The sequence below is a fragment of the Ruegeria sp. CDSC042 genome (genome assembly GCF_059610745.1).
Window position 1 is genome coordinate 189,596 of record NZ_JBXWOF010000003.1, and the last position, 23,949, is coordinate 213,544.

The following is a 23,949-nucleotide window of genomic DNA, read 5'->3' on the forward strand; positions in this document are numbered from 1 at the left end:
CTCAGGCAGAGGGTTACTCCTGCCATCCAGCAATGAGGGAAATCGGCGGAACGCCCTGCCCCTTCACTGGTTTGGTGACAATATAGGTAAAATATTTTTCCAGACCTATGTCAGCATTGAGCATTTCATCAATCAGGCGTTGATAGGCATCGATATCGCGCGTCACGATTTGCAGGATGTAATCAAATCCTCCGCCAAGCGCCCAGCAGGCCAACACTTCTTCATAGCGTTGCATTGCGGCCTCAAAAGCCTGAAAGCTGGCAGCGGTATGATCGGACAGTTCGGCCGCAACAAAAACAGTTACATGTGGCCCAAGTTTGCGCAGGTTGATCTCGGCTCTATATCGCTTGATCAACCCGGCTTTTTCCAACTTTTTCAGCCGCTCCCAGCAGGGGGTGGGCGACAGGCCAACGCGGTCGGCCAAAGCCGTTTTTGTGATGCGCCCGTCGGTTGAAAGCACCCGTAGAATATCCAGATCGCGGGCGTCGAGCCGCATGGTCTCACCTCCGGGGAATAAAGTTATCCAACGTTCAACCCGATCACCGCCGCGCAATCGCCCGCTTTGATGAGACCGGGAAAGTGGCGACTGATCAAAAGGCCCGTAACTTTGGCACGGTATTCAATCGGGGCAATCCCGGTGCGATCAACGGGCCAAATGCGGGCCACAACATCGCCTTGGTTGACCTGTTCACCAAGATCAACCATCGGCTCGTAGAGGCCATCGTTTTCCGAGAACACGAAGCAGTTACCATCGGGCATATCCAGGCGCACGGTTGGATCAATCTGCATCTCGCCCTTCAGAATTCCTGCGTGGATCAGCACATTGCGCAGGCCCTTTTTTGCAACGGCAATCGACTTGGCTGTGGCAGAGCCACCACCGCCCAATTCTGTTGAAACCAGAACCTTACCCATATCTTCGACCGCGGTGTCGTACATTCCGACATTGTCGATCTCCAGTAGCTGCACCGAATAGGGGGCGTTAAAGGCGGCCATCGCGGCGAAACAGGCCGTTTCATTGGCTTTATCTTCAAGGATATGGGCCGCCGCGAAGGGCACGAAATCCAGCGTTTTTCCGCCCGAGTGAAAATCCACCGCAATATCGGCCATTGGCAAAAGAACGCGCTGGAAATAGTCGGCAATCTTTTCGGTTGGGGTGCCATCTGGCCGGCCCGGAAAGGCACGGTTCATATTGCCTTTGTCGATGGGGGACGTGCGTAACCCGGCGCGAAAAGCGGGATAATTGAAGGCAGGCACGATGATCACGCGTCCGGTGATGTCCTCGGGCTTTAGCGTAACCGTCAGTTCTTGCAACGCCACGGGCCCTTCATATTCATCGCCATGGTTGGCGCCGGTTAGCAAAGCCGTAGGCCCATCTCCGTTTTTGATAACCGTTAGCGGGATCATAATTGACCCCCAAGCACTGTCATCCCGGCTGTAAGGCAGCCGTAGGAAACCGTGGTGGATACCATCGCTATCCAGCGGGATCGTCGAGGAAATTGGGTTGGGTGTCATTACTCAATCCTTCACAACCATTTTGCGGGGCACGTTAGCCAGGCACTCATGGCCGGTCCTGGTGATGCGGATGCTTTCAGTAATCTCAAAACCCCAATCCTCCATCCAGAGGCCGGTCATGAAATGCAGGGTCATGTTCTCCTGCAGAATCGTCTTGTCGCCGGGACGAAGCGAGAAGGTCCGTTCACCCCAGTCGGGCGGGTAGCTGACACCGATCGGGTAACCGGTGCGGTTATCTTTGGTGATCCCGTATTTCTTTAGCACGCTGAAGAAGGCAATGGCGACATCTTCACAGAGGTTGCCCTCTTTTGCAGCCTCCAGCCCGGCCTCCATGCCCTCAAGCACAGCCTTTTCAGCGTCGAGGAATGTTTGCGTGGGCTTTCCAAGGAAGACCGTGCGCGACAGCGGGCAGTGGTACCGTTTGACGACGCCTGCGATCTCGAAAAACGTGCCTTCGCCGGATTTCATTGGCTGATCGTCCCATGTCAAATGCGGGGCTGAGGCATCCGCGCCTGAGGGCAAAAGTGGCACCAGCGCGGGATAGTCTCCGCCCGCACCGATCTGTGCGTCATAGCGTAAGGCCGCATCATAGATTTCCGCCACCAGATCGCATTTGCGGATGCCCGGCTCAACCTTTTCAAAGATACGTTCATGCATACGGCCCACTATGCGGCCCGCTTGGCGCATATATTCCAGCTCGGTTTCAGATTTTACCGCACGCTGCCAGTTGACCAACGCAGTCGCATCGGAAAATTTGGCATTTGGCATGTGGTGCTGTAGCGCGGCAAAGGCCGCAGCTGTGAACCAGTAGTTGTCCATCTCAACGCCGATATGGCCCTTATCCAGCTTACGATCGGCCAGCTGTGCCGACAGGTAATCCATCGGGTGACGTTCGGTGGATTGTACATAATGGTCCGGGTAACCGATGATATTGGCGGGATCCATAAAGCAGGTGCGAAGCGCGCCATTGGCATCTTGTCCACGGCCGTACCAGACCGGCTCGCCAGTGAGACTCAGCACGACGCATTGATGCACGTAGAAGGACCAACCGTCATAGCCGGTCAGCCAGTTCATGTTCGAAGGGTCCGTCACGATCAGAAGGTCAAGCCCACGTTCGGCCATGGCGGCGCGGGTTTTTGCAATGCGCTGGCTGAACTCATCGCGTGAGAAGTGGAGTTTTGGTTCTGGCATAGAGTTAATCCGTTGTTAGCTTGAAAACGTGGTGCCTTTGCCTGAGTTTTCCGCGCGCTGGCGAGCAAGCGTGGCAATGGCGGTGTCTTGGACACCCGTACCTGTCAGGTCAGCAATAATGATGTCACTGTCGGATTGTCGCCCCGGCGCCTTGTCGGAGGTGATATCACCCAGTTCAGCAAACCTGCCATCAGCCGGGAAAATGCCTACCGCAATGGCGCTGCGCAGCTCGCCTTTGAGGGCGCATTGGGCTTGGCTGTCGGGCACATAGAGCGTTGCCTTGGCAAGACAACCCGGGTCAAGCTCGACCTTGTGTTCCTGATCCGAACCCATCGCAATGACAAGCTGCCCCGGTTGCAGCCAGTCCGCTTTGATCAGCGGAATGTCCGAAGGGGTTGTCGTGACGATGATATCTGCCGAGGACACGGCACCCGCCCTATCAGTGCTGGCCGTGACGTCGACCCCAAGTTCTTCGCGAAGGCTGGAAGCCAAGGTTTCGGCCTTGGCCGCATCCCGCGCCCAGATCACAGCGCTTTCGATGCCGCGCACAAGGGTCAGCGCCTTGAGTTGTAGCTTCGCCTGCACACCAGCACCGATGACACACGCGCGTGTCGCGTCCTCGCGCGCAAGGTGGCGCGCAGATACCGCTCCCGCAGCGGCGGTGCGCACATCCGTGAGATAACCATTATCCAGAAGCAAAGCTTCCAGGACGCCAGTGGTGCTTGAGAATAGCACCATCAAGCCTGATGTGCTGGGCAGACCCAGCTTGGGATTATCGAAAAAGCCGGGACTCATCTTCATGGCAAAGCTGTCTATGCCGGGGACATAAGCAGACTTTACACATACCTCGCCATTATGATCGGGGACCATCAGTGTCATGATCGGCGGCATGATAACCTTGCCCCCGGCGAGCGTCGTAAAGCCCTGTTCGATGCAGTCCACCGCGTCCATATCCAGTGGCACCAGATCTCGCAATTCGGCCTCGGTCAGTATTTTGATCTCCGGCATCCTACCCCTCCGCCGTCACATCTACATCTTCGCCGGAAATGATCCGGTGATGCAGCTGCATGTCGATGTTTTGCCCCGATATCAGCGCGACGCACCGACCTGGGTCTTTGATTTTTCCCGCCAGAAGCGCGGCAATGCCGACACTGCCGGACCCTTCAATGATCTGACGTTCCTGCCAATAGGCGTGACGGATGGCAGCAGCAATCTCGGTCTCGGTCACAAGAATCAGATCATCAACAAAGGCACGAGTCATGGCAAAAGTGTGCTGGTTGTCCAATCCAACCCCACCGCCCAGCGAGTCGGCCAGTGTCAACAGTTCTTCGACCAGAACCGGTTTCCCGGCCTTCTGGCTTTCATACATAGCCGCCCCGCGCTCCATCGAAATTCCGATAACGCGGACCTGCGGATTAACCGCCTTCATCACCATCCCGACGCCGGAAATCAGTCCGCCGCCCGACAGCGGCACCAGAACCGTTTCAAGATCCGGGGATTGTTCCAGCATTTCCAGTGCAACGGTGCTTTGCCCGGCAATGATATCGCGATGATCAAACGGGGGAAGCATGACCATCCCATCGGCGACCAGCCTGTCAACTTCTACCTGTGCGTCATCCTGAGAACGCCCGACAATGCGCACCTCTGCGCCCTGCGCCTTGATCCCATCCACTTTGTTTTGTGGAACCAGATCGGACATGCAGATGATACACCGCACCCCGGCCTGCTTTGCCGCATAGGCCAAACCGCGCCCGTGATTGCCCGTCGATACACCCACCACACCTTTGGCGCGCTGCGCATCGCTAAGTGACAACACAGCATTGGATGCCCCGCGCAGCTTGAAACTGCCGGTGATCTGGCCTTGCTCCAGCTTGAGGCGAATATCACCGCCGGTGGCTTTGCTGAGCGCGTCTGACGACACCGTCGGCGTGACCCGGATCGACTGTGCGATCCGCGCGCGCGCAGCAAAACTATCCTGAAGTGTGATTTCAGAGCTCATCTCTTGTCCTGACTTTTTTCCTATTTACTGAACAACATACCGCCCGCGGGATAATCCGAAGTAATCCCAAGATGCCTCATGCAGCGCCAAACCATCGCCTGATTGGAGGTAACAACCGGTTTGCCAAGTCGGGCCTCCAATTGTGCGACACATGGGGCGGCACGCACCGCCGTACAGGAAATAAAAAGCGCATCAGCATCGGGATCGCACGCAGCAACACCACCTTCGATAATGCTGTCCATTGAGACGCGCGCCATGTCGCGATCATCGGACAATCCAAAGCAAACAGCGTTCACCACGTCGAGGCCGTGTTGCGAGAAATAGGTGACCAGAGAATCCGTCACATCCTGCGTATAGGGCGTAAGAACGCTTACTTTTTTTACCCCCAAAGCCTCAAATGCATCAAAGGCTGCCGAGCTGGGTGTGACGCATGGCGTGCCTGGCTTTGCGCTGTTCATGTGCTCGGCCACTTTGTCGTTCCCCAACACTACCGAAGCTGCAGTGCATCCATAGACCAATACATCTAGCGCCTCGCCAGGCAGGATCTCTGCTGCGGCATCGGTCAGCAGCGGCCCTGTCTTCAAAAGGCTTTCATGTGTGGTTGGGTTTTCAAACCCGATCCGGTTTACATATACGCCCACATCATGCCCTTGCAGAATGCGTGCGAAGTCAGTTTCCGTCGTATGATCCGTGGCCAGCGTGACCAACCCGATACGATGTGTGACAGGGCGAGCATCCAGCGCGAGAGCCACAGACGAGGTCGAAGATTGTATATCCAAAGCCATTGCCATCCTCACACCACCAGAACCGGGCATTGCGCAAGGCTGGTCACTTTGTGAGAGACGCTGCCCAGCAAATAGCCCTCAATCGATCCCAATCCCCGGCTGCCCATGACGATCAGGTCATTCTCATGTTCTTTGGAAAAGCTGACGATAGTCCGCGCCGTTGGCCCGCCTTTGACAAAGGCCCGGATGCTCTCGCACCCTGCCTCGTGCGCAATGGACGCGCCGCGTTCAGCAGTTTCCTTTGCGTGATCGCGCATGATCCCGTCAATATCATCGGGCTTTTCTGCATCGATGACATACATCGATCCTTCCAGTATCGAATGATGACGGTAGAGCGTCAGTACCAACATTTCCGCATCACACAACTTAGCCAATTCAGCGGCTTTGCGAAGGGCGGCCTCTGATCCTTCAGACCCGTCGAAAGCAGCGAGTATTGATTTGAACATTTGTCGCTCCTTTTATTTGTTAAAGGCGATGTCGCGCAAAAACAGTGCCACCTGCGGGAAGAAGATCATCAAGACCGAGACACTCAAAAGCATGATCACGAAAGGCGGCGTTCCTCTGATTACTTCCAGATAGGGACGTTTGAACACCGCAACCGCTGTGAAGATATCGCATCCGAACGGCGGGGTGGCCGAGCCGATGGCGGCCTGCAATGTGATCAAAGTGCCGACCAGAATTGGGTCCAGCCCGGTTTTCTCGACCACGGGCGCAAAGATCGGAACAAAGATCAAGATGACCACGATGGGATCCACGAACATACAGCCGATGAAGAACGCAATCGCAATTGTGAATAGGACGCCGATCTGCCCCATTTCATCAATGCCAAGAGCGCCCAATATCTGTTGCGGTATCTGCGCGAATGACAGAACCCAGGCAAAGGCAGCACCTGCACCCACCAAAATAAAAACTACCGCCGTTACCATGCCCGTTGACAGGGCGACCTGGTATAGGCCGGTGATTTTCATTGTTTTGAAAATGAAGACTTCCAGCAACACCGCATAGGCCACGCTGATTGCTGCGGCTTCGGTCGGGCTGAAAACGCCGAAGAAGATGCCGCCGATGATCAGAACCGGGAAACCCAGCGGCCACAAGGCCCGTTTCACCGCTGCCGCGCGTTCGCACCATGTGGCGGCCGGTTCAGTGGGGACGTCATTTATTTTGGCGTAGATCATACTGTAGACCGAGAACATGAACAGGATTAACAATCCGGGCCCTATGCCCGCGATGAACAGTTCAGGGATGGAGGCCTTGGCAACTACACCGTAGATGATCATCCCAATACTGGGCGGGATCAGGAACGCGATGTCACTTGAGTTGACGATCAGGGCCAAAATGAAAGAATCCTTGTAGCCACCTTTCAGCATTCGGGGCCTGAGTGGCGTTCCCACCGCAACGACCGTGGCTTGGGTGGACCCGGACACGGCACCGAACAATGCGCAAGCCGCAGCTGTACTGACGGCCAACCCCCCTCGAACATGGCGAACAAAGGCCATGACCATATCAATCAGCCGCCCTGCGGACTGGCCACGTGTCATGATATCCGCTGCCAGAATGAACATAGGCACGGCGATCAATGAAGAGGGCCGGATACCACCCAACATTTGCTGAATCATAAACTCGGTTTTGTCGATTGTGCCAAACAACTCGATCACGCCGATGAACGCGCCGGCAATGAGGGGTACCATCATCGGGAAACCCATAAGCAGCAGGACAACCATTGCGGAAAACATCAAGAGTGCCATGGTTAAAGCTCCACTTCCAGTTCCCGCGCATCTGCTTCTCGCAGATCAGTTGACAGGTAGATTTCAGGTTCCTGAAGATTTTTGATGAAAGTGAGCGCGTATTGAACCCCGGTCACAAACAGCCCAATCGGCACCCAGATGTAGCTGAGATAAACAGGGAATCCGAGGGCAGGATAGACCCGCCCCTTGGCGTACATGCTGATGATGTATTGCACAGCGTACCACGCCAAGAGCAGCAACAGCACAGCGGTGACTCCCGTGACTACAACCATCAAGATTTTTCTGACCCGTTCGGGTAACGCGTCTGAGATGGCGGACATGCGGATATGCCGACCATGGCGCGCGGCGTAGCCGATACCAGCAAATGTCACCAACAATATGAATATACTGTTCAACTCTTCGGCGAATATAATGGAGTGGTTGAAAACAAACCGGCTGATGACATTTGCGATGGTGTTGACTGCCATCAGAATGACGCCTGTGGCCATGATCACCCGCTCAAGCGCAGCGATCCCCTTGTCAATGCCATCAACAATTCCGGCAAGGCCCGACTTTTTCTTCGTCGTTTCGCTCATATTCCCCCCGAACATTCGCAATATAGGCTGATCGCCGGTCTACTATTTCCAAATTGCAGGCCCGAACTATGGTTCTGGGCCTGCACCGATTTTTCAGATGAACACATCGCAAACGTGATGGATGCCTGTGGCAAAGCGCTACTGCTGCGCAGCCGCTAGATCCTTCTTCATTTGCTCGAGGATGGCAGCGCCGCGTTCGCCCGCTCTTTCGACAAAGGCTGCTTCGACCGCTTTTGCACGTTCTTTAAAGGGTGCACGCTCTTCCTCGGTTAGCCGGTTTATTGTGTAGCCAGGATTGCTCTCCTGAATTTTTGCCAGACCGGTTGCATCCAGTTCGACGGCAACATCAAGAATATAATCGAGTGCGACTTGCGACGCATTCTGAACAAGTTCTTTGTCCGCATCGCTTAGCGCGTCGTAAAACTCTGCATTTGCCATCACAGCAGTCGTGTACTGACCATGTCCGGTATAGGTCATCACATTAGTCAGGTTATCCAGATCATAGGCCTCGATCCAAATTGCCGGGTTTTCCTGCCCGTCAACCATTTTGGTTTTCAGCCCGCCGATCAGCTCGCCCCAAGGCATAGCAATCGGGGAAGCGCCAAAGGCCGTGTAAGTCTCCAAAAGCAATGGTGAGGTCATGGTCCGAATTTTCATACCTTCCAAATCGGCAGGTGTCCGAAATTCCTCCATTGTGGTGACCACCATTTCACCTTCCGGGAACACCGACAACAATTCCAATCCCTGTTCGCGATAGATATCGTGGAACATCTCGTTTACAGCGACGCCTTCTTTGAAAAACTTGCGCACGACTTGAGGGTCCGTCGGCTGGATATATGGCACCAGAAAGGCTTCGGCTTCTGGGATCAACGCACCGGTGAAACCTGGAGATTGATCAATGAACTGCAGCAATCCAGCCTGTGCCTGCTCCATGGCGTCGGCCGATTCACCAAGCGTACCCACAGGATAAATCTGGACTGTGTGATCCGAGTTGGCTTCGATTTCCTCTTTGAACTTGGTGGCGTACAGGCCTTGCGGATCTGTCAGCCCCTCTTCCATCGCATAGCGCCAATTGTCCGCATAAGCGGCAGTTGAGGTTAGCAATGCAGCAGCAAGGGGTGCGCAGACGCGCAGGGCAAAACGTGCAGTCTTGGTCATCATATCCTCCCAGATATCACCTTCTTTGTTAGTGATGTTCCACCACATCCCGAAGATTGTACTGCGAGTCAATTATTATATTGTTGCGCTACATTCTAATAAGCGAATTGCGGCAAAGGCTCGCGTGGGCGCAGAAGTAAACCGGCCAGAAGCTTCAGAGCTTGGCGAAAACGTTCGATTTCGCGAATGCTTCCCACCGAAATGCGCACTGCATTTGTTGCGGTAGCCTTGGGAGAAAGGAATGGGCTTTCGGGGGACACCGCAACATTTAGTTCGCGGGCATGGGCGACAAAACTGTTGGAATCCCAATCTGGAGGGAGCTGCAACCAAAGATGCAAACTGGCCGGATGGCCCGTCCATTTAAAACCAGCAAGCTCTTGCGTTGCTATGTGATACCGCTTGACTATTTCTGCGCGCTGCCAATCCGCCAGCGCTTGTGCTGTGCCATCTTCCACCCAGCGTGAGGCAAGTTCGCAGATCAGCGGCGTTGCCATCCAACCAAATACGATCAGTCTCGCTGTCAATGCAGGAAGCAAATGGTCCGGAGCAACGGCATAACCCGCACGCAACCCGCTGACCGTGCATTTGGTGAACGTTGTCAGGTAGACCGACAGTTCTGGTGCGAACATCGAAACAGGCGGCTGGCGATCCGCTGCGACCGGACCAAACGCATCGTTTTCAATAATATGCAGCCTATGTTTGCGGGCGATTGCAGCAATTTGGCGCCGACGTTCCTCTGGCATCATATGTACATTAGGGTTGGCAAGAGATGGCAATAAATACAATGCTTTAGGGGACTTATCAACGCACGCCTTTTCCAATGCATCGGGCAGGATTCCGTGCTCATCAGTTTCAAGGCCAACATGTCGGTATCCGAAATATGCGACACTCGAAACCAAGAGGTGATGCGTGACCATATCTGACAGAATGACGTCGCCAGGACGCAATATCGCAGACATTGCTGCCGACATTCCATGCGTTACCCCGTTCGTCATGAGGACTGAATCTGCATTTGTCTCAAGGCCGCAATGTGAAAGCCATTTGACTCCCGTTTTTCGGTGAGTCTCGTGGCCTACATTCGGACGTGTAGAAAGATATATGGCCGGGTCGAGCCCGGCATGCAAAGTCCTCAGCGTTGATTGCATCGCCTCAACATGCAGGCCATTAAACAAGGGGCGCGAAATCGACATGTCGAACAAGTTTCGAGGTTCTGACTCCAACTTGAATGGCTGTCCGTCGGTTTTGTCAGTGTCGACAACATAGCTGCCACGCCCAATCTGACCATCGATCAGGTTTTGGCGACGCAGAATGTCGTAAGCTTTACTGACGGTATTAACGCTCAACCTCAGGTCATCGGCCAGTTTCCGGTGTGTGGGTAATTTCTGTCCCGGTGACAAACTGCCGTCTTCGATCGCGCCTGCAATCATCGTGGCAAGGCTCGTATGCAGCGGTGAACTCAGCGTATCTCGGGATGGTTTCCAATTTGTCATGCGACAATAGTAACCAATTCGAATTCGCGAACAAGCAGATCAATCACCAAGAGCTTCACAGGGGTCGGAATTACAGCTTTTTGTATGTGTCTCCCTTGGGAAGAAAGTAGTTGCTGTGACCGCGGATCTATCACTTGGTTTTCCTACACATCTCAACACGCCAGTATGCGCGGATTGTCCGGGACTGGATGAAGCCCATTGGCTTCGAGGCCAGCGCCTACGGAACTCCCTCAATGCGCCGAACCAAAGTCACGCAGTTCTACAAGAAAAGACAGGAAGTCTTCGGGCGATTCAGTTGCTCTTGGGTCATGCAAAGATGGTAAGCACGGTTCGGCATCTGAGCGTCGAGCTTGAAGACGCCTTTGCCATCGCAGCAGCAATCGAGATCAAGAGCTTGTAGACCAATTTTGAACCGGCCATCTGCTGCTGCGCATCTCATCGAACCTGCTGTTCGTTGCTAGCGCAAATTCTAACCCACCCCCAACTCGCAAGTTGAGGGATTTTTGCTCCGCGTCGCATAGAGAACAGACACGCGTTTAGCGACGTTTCTACAAGATGAGATGTCCTCGGCTGATTCCATACCTCAATCTACGGATCGCATCCTTGCAGGAGTTGCACTGATGCTTGGATTTTGCCTCACCGCTCCTTTGCTGGACGTAGCTGCAAAACTCGCGTCGGCTAGCGTACCAGTTGGGCAGATTACGGCTGCTCGCTTTGTAGTGCAGTGCGTGTTGATGGCCCCGTTCGTCTGGATATTGGGGCTGTCGTTGCATGTAGCGCGAGGCAAATTGATCGTACTCGCATTCCGCTCATTACTTTTGCTGTTCGCAACTTTTTGCTTCATTGCTGCCATCCGTGTGATGCCACTCGCCGATGCGTTGGCAATCGTGTTTGTGGCCCCGTTCATTGTCTTGTTGGTTGGTAAGTTTTACCTTGGTGAAGACGTAGGTCCGCGTCGTGTCGGGGCAGCTCTTGTCGGGTTTGTTGGAGTAATGTTCGTCATCCAGCCCAGTTTCGCGGCCTTCGGCGCGGTTGCAATAATTCCGCTTGGTACGGCAGTTGCTTTCGCTTTCTACATTCTTGTGACGCGAGGATTGTCACGTCGGATGCATCCCGTGGCTCTGCAATTCCACACTGGCCTGATTGCCAGCCTGTTTTCCATTCCAATCTTAATATTTGCGCAAGGCTCTGGTTCGGAGCTGTTCGATCCTGTTTGGCCGACAGACATCGCTTTGTTGTGGCTGTTGGGAGCTGGTTTTTTTGCAACGGTGAGCCACATGATGATGACCTATGCGCTTTCGTTCGCGCCTTCAGCCACATTGGCACCTTTGCAGTACTTTGAGCTGCCGGTAGCGACCCTGTTCGGCTATCTTGTCTTCAATGACTTCCCGAACACGCTTAGCCTACTTGGTATTGCAATCATCATCAGTGCAGGGCTTTACATGATTCATCGCGAAAGAGTCGTAGCCAGACAATTGGTCACAGAACGTGCAGCACCCCCAATCTAAAACTACTCTCTCTCGCGGCCCATTTCAGACATTTGAGCAAAACAGAATTTGGGATGACCGCTTCCGCCGAGTTAGCCCCGGTACATTGCACAACATCGGACGGCTACGGCCCTTCGCAAACCAGCGGGAAGGCACCGATTTCCGGAATCGTGAGCGTGCCTACAGTGACGGATTTGTCTCCTTCGACAGCGGTTATCAATCGAACCGAGGCAACGATCCGACTGTATTCGGGATCGGCAAAGTCGATTACAGTACGCATATCGACATCGGCCCCCTGTGCCACGATGATTGGTATCGCACCATCGACTTCAGTAAGGCTCCAGTGTTTGCCGTCTGCGTGAATGGTCGCGCTTACGACTGCGAGACCAGGGACAGTTCCCAATCCGACATCAAATACAGCGCCTGATCCATCAGGGGCCTCGCAATACAGCCCGACAGTTGCGAATGCCGAGGTTGCCGAGAGGAGCGCTAAGAGCGCCAGTGCAGTAGTTCTGATCATGAACTTTCCTTTTCGTTCGCAATCCGGTCAAAATATATCTTTGGTTCAAAGTTCTCAATAAGCGCGTCTGAACGCGGGTCAAAGAAGCAGAAACACCGGCACCCTCAGACCACTACGTTGCCCCAAATTAATGGCACCGCACGGCCGGAACTTGGCTGGTTCCAGTGAGATTCTGCGCGTCGGAGCGGACATACAACTTCAGCGCAGCAGCGAAAGCAATGATTTGCATCATCCATTTCTGCGGATGTCGACATTGTCAAAAATGTGGGCAACGCTCCGCCCGGCTTTCTAGGTGAAGTTGGACACGACCTCACGCACACGTTAGCTTTATATTCAGAGCGGTACGACAAACGTTAAGGAGACCGTTTTGCGTTTATTTATGTGGATCGCCGCCACACTGCTATGCGGTTCGCTCGCCACTGCCGAGGAACGGCTGGCGATGGTTATTGGGATCGACAGCTATGAAAATATTAACGACCTGCAAAAGGCAGGCAATGACGCTCGAGCCGTCTCTGCCACGCTGAGCGAACTCGGATTTGTGGTCACTGAACTGATCGACCCCGAGCGGCTGGACCTGCGGCGCGGCCTTGTAGATTTCTCTCGCCAGATCAGTCCTGGAGACGAGGTCGTGTTCTACTTTGCAGGACACGGCATCGAAGTAGAAGGTCGCAATTACCTGCTGCCCACCGACGTACCCCAAGTGCGTCCGGGCGAAGAAGATTTTGTGACCGGCGAAAGCATCGCTGCTGACCAGATCCTTGATGTAATCCAGTCCCGCGGTGCGCGCGTGGCACTGATGATACTCGATGCCTGCCGCGACAACCCATTCCCCACCCAAGGTACCCGGTCCGTGGGCCGCTCGAGCGGGCTATCGCGAATGGAGCCGGCCGAAGGGGCCTTCGTCCTCTTTTCTGCCGGTACAGGCCAGACTGCACTGGACCGACTGTCGGACAATGACCCAAACCCCAACTCGGTCTTCACTCGCTCCCTGCTGGAGCGGATGACCACACCCGGCCTACCTCTGAACGAGCTAGTGCGCCTTGTGCGGACCGACGTGCGTAAACTGGCTGCCAGTGTGAACCACAACCAGTTCCCAGCTTACTACGACCAGCTACAGGGCACATTTACCTTTGAGCGCGGCGGCCCCGCCCCGCTCCCAGTAACTGTTCCAACGCCCCAACCCTCTGCCCCTCAGATCAGCCCATGCGACGCGGCACGCGCTGACTGGGAAGTGCTACAAACCACGTCTAGCACCTCCGCGCTGGAAGCGTTCATGACCATGCACGCGGGCTGCCCCATCTATGCCGCCGCTGCTCAGGACCGGATCGACACGCTCAGTGCCGCTACCCAACCCGCCGAAAGGGCCGTGGCACCAGTGCCTTCGCCGCCCAGCACCTGCGAACAGCTTTGGTACTCGCGCAACCTCATCTTTCATAACAACGGCTTCTGCTTTCAGTCCACGCGTGCGCGGGCTGCCTTTGACACAAGCCAATGCACCACTCGAAACCCGCGCCTGACAGCAGCCGAACAAGGCGAGGTGCAGCGTCTGCAAGCGCTCGAAAGGGCCAATGGATGCTAATATCGCGGCTAGTCGCTGTCTCTCTTGCGCTTGGACTCTTGCCGAGTTTTGCGCGTGCAGATGGCTGCGTCCCCCGCGATTTTCTGGCGATGCCATTACCGCAGGGTCGGTCCGCAATCGCCACAGCACTTGAGACCGCATATCCCGGCCTGACCGTCGACGAAGCAGCGAAAACGCTGACAACGGGCGGCCAGACGCTGCCACTTGGCGCGGCTCATAACGGTCCGCCGAAGGAACGGCTGGCGAACGCCTCCATCATCGACCAGTTCGCGCAGATTTATCCGTTGACCTTTGACCTCGCGGCGCGTGACACACCCTGGTTCGACCCAGGCCGCGCCCGCAACGACGCCTTCTTCCGCGCACTTTATGGGCAAACAGAAACTCAGGTTGCAGCCCGGCTCTGGCGCGCAGAATACCAGGGGCCGAAGCGCCGCGCCCGTTTTGCCTTGAACAGCCACCACTGCGCTGCACATCAATTACAAGCTGCGTTCGATGCGATGGCTGCCAGTGGTGAGGATTTTGACCCATATTTCACCCAAGTCGGCGGAAGCTTTAACTGGCGTCGTATCGCTGGCACGCCACGGCTAAGCGCGCACAGTTTTGGTATCGCGGTCGACTTCAACACGCAGCTTGGCGGCTATTGGCGCTGGTCAGGCGCTCCTGAAGGCAACGCCGGGGCCTACGAAAATCAATACCCAGTTGCGCTCGTTCAGCAAATGGAACGCTTTGGGTTTATCTGGGGAGGCAAATGGCACCACTTCGATGGAATGCACTTTGAGTACCGACCCGAACTCATCTTATACGCACGCCTCAAAACGGGTTCACAAAACAACTGAGTCGCGCTTATCCTTGTCTGTCAAGACTCCTGGGTGGACACACACAATGAAGAACCTGACATCAGCGGCCTCCATTTGCATCGCGTGTGCCCTCGTCGCACCGCCGGTTTTTGCGGATTGCGGGTTTTGCGCCGAAAAGGTCACTTTGAACGAACTGCTCGCGAAATGCTATCTCAAGCGGCTGAACGACGAACGCTTGGCGGCATCACAGAACAACTCAGAGGTGCACCTTGTTGATTTGTCCGCATGTGGTTTAGATCGCAGTGCGACTGCGCTTCCGGACGTGCAAACCGATGGAGGGGGGCCGGTGCAGCTGGACCAGGCGTTTCTAATACCCGAACCGGCGCTTGATTGTCTTGCGCGCGAGGTCGAAACCGCGCAATTCGAAAAGGACAAAACACTGACATTTGAGGTCCGCGTTGACTGCTCCAACTGACAAACGGTCGATTAGGCGTACGCGTTCCAATGATCTGGACCCGGGCGCAGCCGAACTTTCCGGTGTTCTTGAACCTGTACAGGCGGACGAGGATGTCGAACCAGGAGACGACGGCCCGCTTGGCCGCCGCATTGCCACCGCCGACACGGCCCCCGCGCCTAAAACCGCATGGGAACGAATTGAAAGCACCTTTCGCCTTTTATCACTGATCGCTATTGCCGCCTCCGCCGGGGTCTCGGCGTTGAACTTCTATCAGGGTTACCTCGACACAAAAAAGGAGCGCTCCATCGAGTTGATGTCGGACTGGCAGAAAACCGGTGCACGCGAAACATACACCCAACTAGGCAACGTTCTGATCCCCGCAATCAAAGCTGCGGGCGAAGTGCCCGCGGACTTGCCCGAGCGAGCCCGGCAACTGGCCCGTAAGCAGATCGGGGCGAACCTATTGGAAAATCTCAAAACAGGCGATGCAGATACACTCAAAGAAATCGAAGCGCAGATCGACACAGTAGTTGTGTTTTTCAGCGAGGTTGAATTTTGTTTACGTGCCGACCTTTGCAATACTCCTTTGCTCAAAGACTATTTTGGAACAGAAGTGACCTTATTTTGGGACTATTTTCAGGCCTACGCCTTTGAACAACGCGCCGGTCTATACCCAACCTACGGGGACGCGGTAGAAGCGCTGGCAATCAGCTTTGCAAGCCCATGAACGACGTCACGAAACGGCGCATATACTGAGGACCAACTTTTCCCAATAAAGATAAGGTCGGCCCAAAAGAGACATTCCCCACCCGCGCGCGATGCTACGTTCGCAACCAGCGCTGCCCACCCCAGCCAGACACCGCAGCGTGTCAGACATGAGTTTCGCCAGAATATCGCCGGTAGCTGGCCAGACCGATGCTCTCGCCAGCAAGGGCAGTTACAACATCTGGATCAATACACAAACTCACACGTCGATGAGAAGGTCTTGGGAAACCATATTTCCGACTTGGAGTATTTGCTGCGAGAGTGGCGAGAAGACCTCGACTATTCGACGGATTTAAATGCAACAAATCGAACAACGGCCCAACGGCCAATGCACAAAGCATATACGATGTGACTAACCTTCCAGAAGATTGATGCGACCACTGAATCCCAGAGTAAGTTCCTCTACTATCCGATCGTCGGCGTTGGCACTGCTGCGACCTGTGTTGCCGTTTGGCCGCTAATCAGTTGCTTGGCCCAACTGATAGAAATCAAAATAGACCCGGACTCTCTGCATTTGATGAGAATCGCGCGCCGGACAAGAGCGGGGAATGCCCCATCACGAAAATCAGCGTCGTAATTTCCTTTAGAACGGCGTGGGGCATAATGAAGCTGCAGGCGTTGTCTTGTGTGTTCCGCTGCATTAGCGTCCGGAATCATGGTCATCCGACGAAACACATTTGCGCTATTGACGAGTCTTCTGGTCATTCTGGCCGGATTTGGTGGCGAGTCTCATGCCTGCGTCGGGCTTCACTGCGGGGACCATATGCAATCGGCGGGACACTCCGCCGCGGTGAAAAGCATCCCTGACATCTCGGCCCAAAGCAGCCATCACGACACGGATAATGCCGGAACCGGAGAGTGTAACCCTTCGCTTTGCCAAGCCGTCGTACTGATCTCGCAGAACAGCCAAGTCGTGTGGAATCAATATCAGCTTGACCGAGAGTTCCAGATTGGATTCCAATCCAAGTTGACTGAACCAGATAGCCCCTACAGACCCCCTGACCTTTGAAGCTGCCAAAATCCGCGCGCGCCTAAGTGACCGGCCCTTGCGGCTGTTTGCGATGTGCCGCAGCACTTCCAGCTTCTACAAAGTCAGGTTCAACCCATGAAGAAAAGTCACGTGTTAATCGGCGCTTGCGTCGTCTCGGCTGTTGCCGCTTTCATAGTTTTTCGTTCAGACCCAATCGAAGAAGCCAGCCCCCAGGCGACAGTTTCAAGAGACGGCCTAGTCGCAATTCAGATGCCGCCTATTGAGGGCAATGCAGCAATCGGCCAGCGGGTCTTTGATGCCTCCTGTGCCACTTGCCACGGTGTCAATGCGGTCGGAATTGACGGCGCAGGACCGCCACTGATCCACAAGATATACGAACCTAGTCACCACGCTGATGAAGCGTTTCAGAGGGCGGTTTCACAGGGTGTAAGAAGTCACCATTGGCAGTTTGGAGACATGCCACCCGTCGACGGCTTGACGCGAGGTGACGTCGCTATGGTGATCGCCTACATTCGCGAAATCCAGCGCGCCAACGGAATAAATTGAGGATAGCCCCATGAAGAAGATTGTAACGCTTATACTCTTGGCCGCGCTCCCCAATTTTGCGCTGGCGCATTCCAAGGCCACAGAAACAACACCTGCAGATGGAACCACAGTAACGATTGTGCCCGCTGAAATTGGCCTCAATTTCTCGAAAGACATCCGGTTGACCCGGATAGAGATGGCACATGAAGAACACGGGGCAGTACGACTGGATCTAGGCGACCAGGCAAGATTTGCTCAGAAGTTCAAAATTCCACTGCCAGGCAATGGCGCGGGCACCTATGTCATCGAGTGGCGCGGTTTAGGTGAGGATGGTCATGCTATGCAGGGCGCGTTTACCTTTACTGTGGAATGAGCATGCCAGACATCTGGGGAATTGCTGCAATCCTCGCAAAGCTAGCACTCTATATCGGCTTTGCGGGGGCCACTGGCCTTGTGATCGTTAAGTGTCTCTATTCCAGCTTGGTCACACCGATAAGCCTGGCGATGAAACGCCAATCCATGGCCTTGGCGTGGCTTGCCCTCATCGCGACGGCACTGGGATTCATGCTTAGTGGTGCCCTCCTGACAGGCGGAGCGGATGGGCTGGTCGACCCCGAAATGCTTGGATTACTCTGGCAGACTTCCGTAGGCGATGTATTTGTTCTTCGAGTGATAGGCGCAGCAATGATCCTTGTCGGATTGTCTGTTCCGCGCTTTGGTTTAGGGATCGCACTTGTGGGTGGCACGATGGCTCTGTGGTCCTTTGCACAGATCGGGCACCTATCGGATCTAGAGAATTTTGGTACCCAACTCTTGTTACTAGCACACCTGATCTGTGTAGCTTTCTGGGTAGGCATCTTCAGCCCGCTGCGGAGTATGGCTCTTCAACCTGAGCAAATTGCAGACGCTGCTGCACTTGGGCATAGGTTTGGCCAAGCTGCGGCACTGATGGTACCCGCATTGATCGTCGCAGGTTTCTGGATGGCTTGGTTGCTTGTTGGTGATCTCCGAGCGCTCATCTCCACTGGTTATGGGCAGGCCCTGTTGCTCAAAGTACTATTTGTAGGGCTGCTATTGATCCTAGCCGCCGCGAACAAGCTTCGATTTGTTCCGGCAATGCTAGACGGAGATACCAAGGCGGCGCAGCACCTCGCCCGTTCCATCGAAGTTGAGGCGCTGATCGTTCTGGCGGTGCTGACAACTACGGCGACACTAACAACCGTTCTGACGCTTCCGAATTGAGGTGGGTGGAGATGACCAGGCACTTATTTATATTGGTCCTATGCAGCGTTTATTCCAGCGTTGCCGCGGATCATACGTTTACAGACAGAGACGTGGCGAATGGACAGAGGCTCTACGTAGATCAATGCGCCGCGTGCCACGGCGTTAACCTGGAAGGCCAACCCAACTGGCAAACACCGGGTGAAGACGGTGTGATGCCTGCGCCACCACATGACGTGACCGGGCACACATGGCACCATGATAGCCTGCTTTTGTTTGACTACACCAAATTCGGCGGTGCAAAGACACTGGCCGCACGCGGCGTCAAGAATTTCAACAGTGGCATGCCGGGTTTCGAAGGCACTTTGACTGATGACGGCATATGGGATGTTCTGGCTTATATCCGTTCCACATGGCCGAAAGATATTCAGCAGGCACAAGCCAGTCGCAACCTCGCACACGACTAGAGGCAGGCCAACACGAATGTCAGAGACATCATCTGTGTGGGATGCCTGAACGTTGGCAAATCGCAATGTTCAGGAGGAACTATTTTCCGGAGCTCGAAATCCCAAAAGCCTTTCGATATTTGGGAATGAAAATATCTTTCCCCTTTATCTTGCGTGTGATCCAGTCACCCACTGTCACAAAAAGCCAGCTGCTGCCGATGACCGGCCCAAGGGGCACCAGAATGGGTGCTTTTTTCCAGGGCGCGTAGGGTTTCTGACTTTCGACGGGTGCGCCCTCGATTACTTTCTTAAGCGTTTTGATCAGCCACGGATTCTGCCGTGCCGTTGCTACGATTGTCATTCCGTCGCCAATGTCGGCAATGTCACCGCCGACGAAGACATTCGGATAGCTTGACGGTCGCAACCATTTGTCGGTTTTGACCCTACCCAATGCATCAGCCGACACGCCCGGAAGGCTTTGAACCAAAGACGATTGAGGTTTCGATCCAACCACCGGAAATACCAGATCGGCCGCAATCACTCTACCGTCGGTCAAACTCACGGATCCTTCGTAGGGCCGATCCAAATGGCGTAAATCCTGCGCCCTCTGGCCGAGAATGACAGTGACGCCCAGCCGTTCCAATTTACCTTTGAGTTGCGCGCCTAGCTTGGCCGGGTACTTGGGAAACAAGGTATCATCCGACGAAACCAAGGTGATGGATTTACCCGGATGTGCCGAGGCTGTTTCGCCCGCAAGCTCTGTACCGACAGCGCCTGCCCCTACGATCACAACTGAATTCGCCTTGGCCAGTTGCGCGCTGACGTCTTTGCTCGCTTGCTGAAAATCCGCAATGCTGTCACCCGACGGCTTGAACGGCGCTGCATAGGATGATCCGGTGGCGATCAGGATATAGTCCGCCGGAAAGACAGCTCCAGATTCCAAAGTGACCTCGGTTTCAGAGACCGAAACGGCGCGCCCACGCACGACCTTACCCGATTGCAGCAGATTGTCGTATGGCAGGATGATCTGGTCCAGCAAGGCGGGTTCAACCAGCGCGCGGATCGCTGCAGGCGGATGCACGAACGCTTCGCGTTGCTCAATCAGGGTGACGTCCGCGCAAGCGTCCAGTTCCCGGGCAACTTCAAACCCGACATATCCCCCGCCAATGATCACAATTTTCTTCTTCGCCATAGGGTCCCCCCGTTGCGGCATAACGTTCTGACCACTATCTAAAATTGCAGGTTCACACGAACAAGTACGGTCATCTAGGATACTGCCTTGAAACATGATGAGTTAGAGGATCATTGTCAGATCGAAGCATTGATCTCGGCGATCTCAGGTCGATGGAAGCTGTTGATCATCTACTGGCTTTCGCAGGGGGACTGCCGGTTCAACCAGCTTCAGCGAAACCTCGGACGCATCACGCATCGAACGTTAACGCGCCAGCTGACCGAGTTGCAGACGACGGGCTTTGTCTCTCGCAAAGACTTCAAGACCATACCGCCGCATGTCGAATACAGCCTCACACCTCTGGGTCAAAGCCTGCTTCCACTGCTGTATGAGATGCATCAATGGGCGGCGCAGAATGCGGACAAGTTACCGGAACCGAAAGATCTTTCGAAACAACTAGGGCGATGACCTAGCCCATTGAACAGGGCCAGGCATCTGAAGGGGCAAGACCAAGATCTATGTCAAAGCCCGACCAATATCTCTGGCAACCATGTCGCCACTTCGGGGATCAGGATGATAACCACAAGAACCAGCATTTGCGCCCCTACAAAGGGCAACACGCCGCGATACATCTGCCCATAGCTCATGTCACGCGGAGCGATTGATCGAAGATAGAAAATCGACGGTGCCATTGGCGGTGTCAGATACGAAGTCTGAATCACCACTAGAACCATCATGGCAAACCAGATCGGATCAATTCCGGCGGATTTCACGATCGGGGCAAAGATCGGAATGAAAATCAGAACGATCGACACCCAGTCCAGTACAAAGCCCGCGAAAAAAACCACCAACAAAAAGAATGCGATGATACCGGCATTGCCATACCCGATCCCGGCAACGGTATCGCGCACCAGCTGTCCGCCTCCGGTGACCGCAAAGATGCTGGTGAACATCGTTCCTCCGGCCACGATCAACATGATCATAGCGGTGATGCGCAGGGTCACATTCAGTGCCTCGGACATCAGTTTCAGGTTTAGTTCCCGAAACATCAAAGCCAGCAGGATCGTACCGGCGGCCCCGACTGCGGCAGCTTCGGTGGCCGAGGCAACACCGGCCAGAAGCGAGCCCAGCACCAGGACAATCAATGCCAGCGGGGGCAACAATGCCGTCAACGTCACCTTCATCTTACGGCCGGTTGACATCGCGCGCTCTGCCTGTGGCAACGGAGGAGCGTCAGCAGGTCGGACCATGCTGCGCACCAAAATATAAAGCACGAAGAATACCACCATCAGCAAGCCGGGCAGGATAGATGCGGCAAACAGCTTGCCAATCGACAGCTGCGCAATCGACGCATAGACGACCACAATGACCGAGGGTGGAATTATTGTCCCCAGTGAGCCCCCTGCACAGATTGTTCCCGCGATGAGGTCATTACGATAACCCGCTTTGGTCATGGCTGGGATGGCCATCAACCCCACAACTATCTCGACCGCGCCTACAACGCCGGATGCGGCGGCGAAAACTGCGCACATTGCAATCGTCGACAGCGCCAATCCACCGGGCAAGCCGCCCAGCCACAACTGCAGTGCAAAGAACAGACGTTTCGCGATCCCCGAACGCTCAAGTATCGCCCCCATGAAAATGAACAGAGGGATTGCTGCCAGTACGAAATTCGAAGCCGTATGAAGCAGCGGACCATAAAGCTGCAAAAAGATCAGCTCACCGAACACCATGTAGCCAAAGGCGACGGAGATGATGATGAGCGAAAAGGCCACCGGCACTCCGGCAAAGACCAACACAAAAAGGGCTGCAAACATCAGTAATGGTGTCATTGGTTTTCTTCCATGCCGTCCAGTTCGCCCGGTGCCTCACCAGGGTTCTTGCGCCCCGAAAGCAACTTGATCGCCTCAGCCAGGAATTGCAGCGCCAAGGCCGCCAGACCAACGGCGATGACCGTGTAAAACGGCCAAACAACCGGCGCCCAGGGGCTGACGCTTTCGACCTCTCCGGTGATCAGTGCTTTCCAGGCTTTTTTGCTTGCAACCCAGGCAAAGATGGTCGTGATCGGTGTCATGACCAACAGAAAGACAGCACCGTTCAACAGCTGCTGCGCCCGCATCGGCATACGCTGAGACAGAAAGTCGATCCTGACATGCACGTCACAGCGCAGGGCATAAGCCGCCCCAAGCAGAAAAACCGAACCGTTCAGCATGTACGAGATATCAAACGCCCAAAGCGTCGGCGCACCAAACGCATAGCGAGCAACAACCTCGTACAGCATTGCCACGATCAGGGCAAAAATTACGCATCGACCCAGCAGGGCCAGCGCCCCGGCAATCGCGTCGATGACTCTGAGAATAGTGGTCATGTATGTCCCCGGAAACGGATGACCGGCACGAATATCCGGTCATCCAACCAATGTCAGGGCAGAGCCTATTCGGCGCTGTCGCGAACCAAATAACCCGAATTCTCGGCCCAGTTCGCTTGATAGGTGAGGTAGCTGTCCAGAACCTCTTGCATCCGGGCGCTTCCGTCTTCGGCTTTTTTGGCAGCCTGGCTACGGGCCCAATCGCGCCCGGCGGCGCGGATCTTTTCGGATTCCGCTGGTACCATGTTGATGATTTCAACTTTGGTATCGCGGAAGGCAGCCATGGCTTGAATGTCCGCGTGACCGAAATGTGTGAAGCTTTCGTATGTTGTCAGCTTGGCCGCTGCGGTAACCTGAAGCTTGATATCCTCGGGCAGAGCATCCCAAGTTTCCTGTTTGACGAAGACTTCCCACAGAAAGGACGGCTGATGCACGCCGGGCATGATCATATAGGGCGCAACCTCGTGGAAACCTTCAGAGATATTGCCTCCTGGTGTCGACCATTCGACCGCGTCCACACCCTTACGCTGCAGCAAAGTGTAGATTTCATTTCCCGGGACAACCGTCGGAACGCCGCCAAAGCTGTCCTGTAGAACAGCGGCCCATGCGCCCGAGGTCCGGTATTTGACGCCCTTCAGATCGTTGGTTGTTTCGATCTTGACGTTCGAATGCGCCATAACTTCGGACGTACCGACCCCAACGACCAGCGTGTGCAGACCCATTTCTTCGCGGCGGAAATCCTGCAGCATCTGCTCACCGCCGCCTTCATAGATCCAGTGCAGGGTCGCCTCGCCGGACATTCCACCGGGGAAGCTGGCGAAAACGGCATTGGTCGGGTCCTGGTTTACCAGATAAGACGGCGTGGAATGTCCGGCTTCGACGATGCCGTCCTGAACTACTTCATACGCCTTGAAGGCCGGGGCCAGAACGCCCGCGCCAAAAGGTTGGACATGCATGCGCCCCGCGGTCAGTGTGTCCACATTAGCCGCAAATCGTTCCATGAAGTTCTGGTAAAAGAATGAACCTTCACCAATCGCTGCGGTCATCTTCCATTCAATTTCTGCGGCGCTTGCGGGCATTGCAAGCGTGGCTGTTACCGCCAGGGCGGCAAAGTTCGAGAAGAGTTTCATCTTGTCCTCCTGTTATGGGCCAAAGCCCGATTTTGCA

The 23,949-nt window shown here is 54.9% G+C and carries 26 protein-coding genes and 1 pseudogene; 11 read left to right on the plus strand and 16 right to left on the minus strand.

Translation table 11 applies throughout. The features are described from left to right. Window positions 1-13: 13 nt before the first annotated feature. From AC2FHX_RS08630 to ehuR, 11 genes are all read right to left on the minus strand, one after another. Entirely contained in the window at window positions 14-496 is a 483-nt protein-coding gene (locus AC2FHX_RS08630; protein WP_142637871.1) for an Lrp/AsnC family transcriptional regulator, read from the minus strand. A gap of 23 nt (window positions 497-519) precedes the next feature. After that, window positions 520-1,512 (minus strand): N(2)-acetyl-L-2,4-diaminobutanoate deacetylase DoeB, encoded by a 993-nt coding sequence (gene doeB, locus AC2FHX_RS08635; RefSeq protein ID WP_496701206.1) that lies wholly within the window; start codon window positions 1,510-1,512, stop codon window positions 520-522. Window positions 1,513-1,515: 3 nt separating this feature from the next. Beyond that, window positions 1,516-2,703: an ectoine hydrolase DoeA gene (gene doeA / locus AC2FHX_RS08640; protein ID WP_496701207.1), complete on the minus strand. Its 1,188-nt coding sequence runs from the start codon at window positions 2,701-2,703 to the stop codon at window positions 1,516-1,518. 15 nt (window positions 2,704-2,718) lie between these two features. Beyond that, window positions 2,719-3,711, minus strand: a complete 993-nt coding sequence (eutC, locus tag AC2FHX_RS08645) for an ectoine utilization protein EutC (protein ID WP_496701209.1) — start codon at window positions 3,709-3,711, stop codon at window positions 2,719-2,721. 1 nt (window position 3,712) lies between these two features. Then, window positions 3,713-4,702 carry a hydroxyectoine utilization dehydratase EutB gene (eutB, locus tag AC2FHX_RS08650; protein ID WP_496701211.1) on the minus strand — a complete coding sequence of 330 codons (990 nt, stop codon included), beginning with the start codon at window positions 4,700-4,702 and terminating at the stop codon, window positions 3,713-3,715. A gap of 20 nt (window positions 4,703-4,722) precedes the next feature. Continuing rightward, entirely contained in the window at window positions 4,723-5,487 is a 765-nt protein-coding gene (gene eutA / locus AC2FHX_RS08655) for an ectoine utilization protein EutA (protein WP_496701212.1), read from the minus strand. A gap of 8 nt (window positions 5,488-5,495) precedes the next feature. Then, window positions 5,496-5,933 carry a universal stress protein gene (locus tag AC2FHX_RS08660; protein ID WP_496701214.1) on the minus strand — a complete coding sequence of 146 codons (438 nt, stop codon included), beginning with the start codon at window positions 5,931-5,933 and terminating at the stop codon, window positions 5,496-5,498. Window positions 5,934-5,945: 12 nt separating this feature from the next. Then, window positions 5,946-7,232: a TRAP transporter large permease gene (locus AC2FHX_RS08665; protein ID WP_282027707.1), complete on the minus strand. Its 1,287-nt coding sequence runs from the start codon at window positions 7,230-7,232 to the stop codon at window positions 5,946-5,948. A gap of 2 nt (window positions 7,233-7,234) precedes the next feature. After that, window positions 7,235-7,807, minus strand: coding sequence for a TRAP transporter small permease (locus AC2FHX_RS08670; RefSeq protein ID WP_281973146.1), 573 nt, complete (start codon window positions 7,805-7,807; stop codon window positions 7,235-7,237). 138 nt (window positions 7,808-7,945) lie between these two features. Then, complete coding sequence (dctP, locus tag AC2FHX_RS08675; RefSeq protein ID WP_271950046.1) at window positions 7,946-8,965, minus strand: TRAP transporter substrate-binding protein DctP; 1,020 nt, start codon at window positions 8,963-8,965, stop codon at window positions 7,946-7,948. A gap of 95 nt (window positions 8,966-9,060) precedes the next feature. Then, the gene (gene ehuR, locus AC2FHX_RS08680; RefSeq protein ID WP_496701216.1) at window positions 9,061-10,455 is read right to left on the minus strand and encodes a MocR-like ectoine utilization transcription factor EhuR; all 1,395 of its coding nucleotides are present in this window, start codon (window positions 10,453-10,455) and stop codon (window positions 9,061-9,063) included. A 143-nt stretch (window positions 10,456-10,598) separates the two neighbouring features. On the opposite strand from ehuR, the pseudogene AC2FHX_RS08685 reads away from it, so the two are divergent. Together AC2FHX_RS08685 and AC2FHX_RS08690 are read left to right on the plus strand one after the other, a co-directional pair. Next, window positions 10,599-10,855 (plus strand): annotated as a pseudogene (locus tag AC2FHX_RS08685) (site-specific integrase); the annotation flags it as partial. A 160-nt stretch (window positions 10,856-11,015) separates the two neighbouring features. Next, window positions 11,016-11,963 (plus strand): DMT family transporter, encoded by a 948-nt coding sequence (locus AC2FHX_RS08690; RefSeq protein ID WP_496701218.1) that lies wholly within the window; start codon window positions 11,016-11,018, stop codon window positions 11,961-11,963. 103 nt (window positions 11,964-12,066) lie between these two features. On the opposite strand, the gene AC2FHX_RS08695 is transcribed toward AC2FHX_RS08690, so the two are convergent. Next, window positions 12,067-12,462 (minus strand): hypothetical protein, encoded by a 396-nt coding sequence (locus AC2FHX_RS08695; RefSeq protein WP_496701220.1) that lies wholly within the window; start codon window positions 12,460-12,462, stop codon window positions 12,067-12,069. Between the two features lie 367 nt (window positions 12,463-12,829). On the opposite strand from AC2FHX_RS08695, the gene AC2FHX_RS08700 reads away from it, so the two are divergent. The 8 genes from AC2FHX_RS08700 to AC2FHX_RS08735 all read left to right on the plus strand — a co-directional run bounded on the left by AC2FHX_RS08700 (window position 12,830) and on the right by AC2FHX_RS08735 (window position 19,264). Continuing rightward, the gene (locus AC2FHX_RS08700; RefSeq protein WP_496701222.1) at window positions 12,830-14,041 is read left to right on the plus strand and encodes a caspase family protein; all 1,212 of its coding nucleotides are present in this window, start codon (window positions 12,830-12,832) and stop codon (window positions 14,039-14,041) included. Window positions 14,042-14,130: 89 nt separating this feature from the next. Further along, window positions 14,131-14,877, plus strand: a complete 747-nt coding sequence (locus AC2FHX_RS08705; protein ID WP_496730643.1) for a M15 family metallopeptidase — start codon at window positions 14,131-14,133, stop codon at window positions 14,875-14,877. A gap of 46 nt (window positions 14,878-14,923) precedes the next feature. Then, window positions 14,924-15,313, plus strand: coding sequence for a hypothetical protein (locus AC2FHX_RS08710; protein WP_496693006.1), 390 nt, complete (start codon window positions 14,924-14,926; stop codon window positions 15,311-15,313). Beyond that, entirely contained in the window at window positions 15,297-16,022 is a 726-nt protein-coding gene (locus AC2FHX_RS08715) for a hypothetical protein (protein WP_496701225.1), read from the plus strand. Before AC2FHX_RS08710 ends, AC2FHX_RS08715 begins: the two co-directional genes overlap by 17 nt. Window positions 16,023-17,165: 1,143 nt before the next feature. Next, window positions 17,166-17,597 (plus strand): c-type cytochrome, encoded by a 432-nt coding sequence (locus AC2FHX_RS08720; protein WP_142637844.1) that lies wholly within the window; start codon window positions 17,166-17,168, stop codon window positions 17,595-17,597. Between the two features lie 10 nt (window positions 17,598-17,607). Beyond that, on the plus strand, window positions 17,608-17,949 hold the full coding sequence (locus tag AC2FHX_RS08725; protein WP_142637842.1) for a copper resistance CopC family protein: 342 nt from the start codon (window positions 17,608-17,610) through the stop codon (window positions 17,947-17,949). Further along, a complete protein-coding gene (locus AC2FHX_RS08730) occupies window positions 17,946-18,818 on the plus strand; it encodes a CopD family protein (RefSeq protein WP_246097244.1) in 873 nt (290 codons plus the stop codon). Before AC2FHX_RS08725 ends, AC2FHX_RS08730 begins: the two co-directional genes overlap by 4 nt. 92 nt (window positions 18,819-18,910) lie before the next feature. Continuing rightward, window positions 18,911-19,264 carry a c-type cytochrome gene (locus AC2FHX_RS08735; RefSeq protein WP_425472001.1) on the plus strand — a complete coding sequence of 118 codons (354 nt, stop codon included), beginning with the start codon at window positions 18,911-18,913 and terminating at the stop codon, window positions 19,262-19,264. Window positions 19,265-19,343: 79 nt separating this feature from the next. Here AC2FHX_RS08735 and AC2FHX_RS08740 read toward each other — a convergent pair whose 3' ends face one another. Then, window positions 19,344-20,435, minus strand: a complete 1,092-nt coding sequence (locus tag AC2FHX_RS08740; RefSeq protein WP_142637838.1) for an NAD(P)/FAD-dependent oxidoreductase — start codon at window positions 20,433-20,435, stop codon at window positions 19,344-19,346. An 87-nt stretch (window positions 20,436-20,522) separates the two neighbouring features. Between AC2FHX_RS08740 and AC2FHX_RS08745 the strand changes: the two genes are divergently transcribed. Continuing rightward, window positions 20,523-20,882 carry a winged helix-turn-helix transcriptional regulator gene (locus AC2FHX_RS08745; RefSeq protein WP_142637835.1) on the plus strand — a complete coding sequence of 120 codons (360 nt, stop codon included), beginning with the start codon at window positions 20,523-20,525 and terminating at the stop codon, window positions 20,880-20,882. 53 nt (window positions 20,883-20,935) lie between these two features. Here AC2FHX_RS08745 and AC2FHX_RS08750 read toward each other — a convergent pair whose 3' ends face one another. From AC2FHX_RS08750 to dctP (AC2FHX_RS08760), 3 genes are all read right to left on the minus strand, one after another. Beyond that, window positions 20,936-22,246: a TRAP transporter large permease gene (locus AC2FHX_RS08750; RefSeq protein WP_271950034.1), complete on the minus strand. Its 1,311-nt coding sequence runs from the start codon at window positions 22,244-22,246 to the stop codon at window positions 20,936-20,938. Next, the gene (locus tag AC2FHX_RS08755) at window positions 22,243-22,782 is read right to left on the minus strand and encodes a TRAP transporter small permease subunit (RefSeq protein WP_142637832.1); all 540 of its coding nucleotides are present in this window, start codon (window positions 22,780-22,782) and stop codon (window positions 22,243-22,245) included. Before AC2FHX_RS08755 ends, AC2FHX_RS08750 begins: the two co-directional genes overlap by 4 nt. A 65-nt stretch (window positions 22,783-22,847) precedes the next feature. Further along, on the minus strand, window positions 22,848-23,912 hold the full coding sequence (gene dctP / locus AC2FHX_RS08760; RefSeq protein ID WP_496694008.1) for a TRAP transporter substrate-binding protein DctP: 1,065 nt from the start codon (window positions 23,910-23,912) through the stop codon (window positions 22,848-22,850). Window positions 23,913-23,949 lie beyond the last annotated feature (37 nt).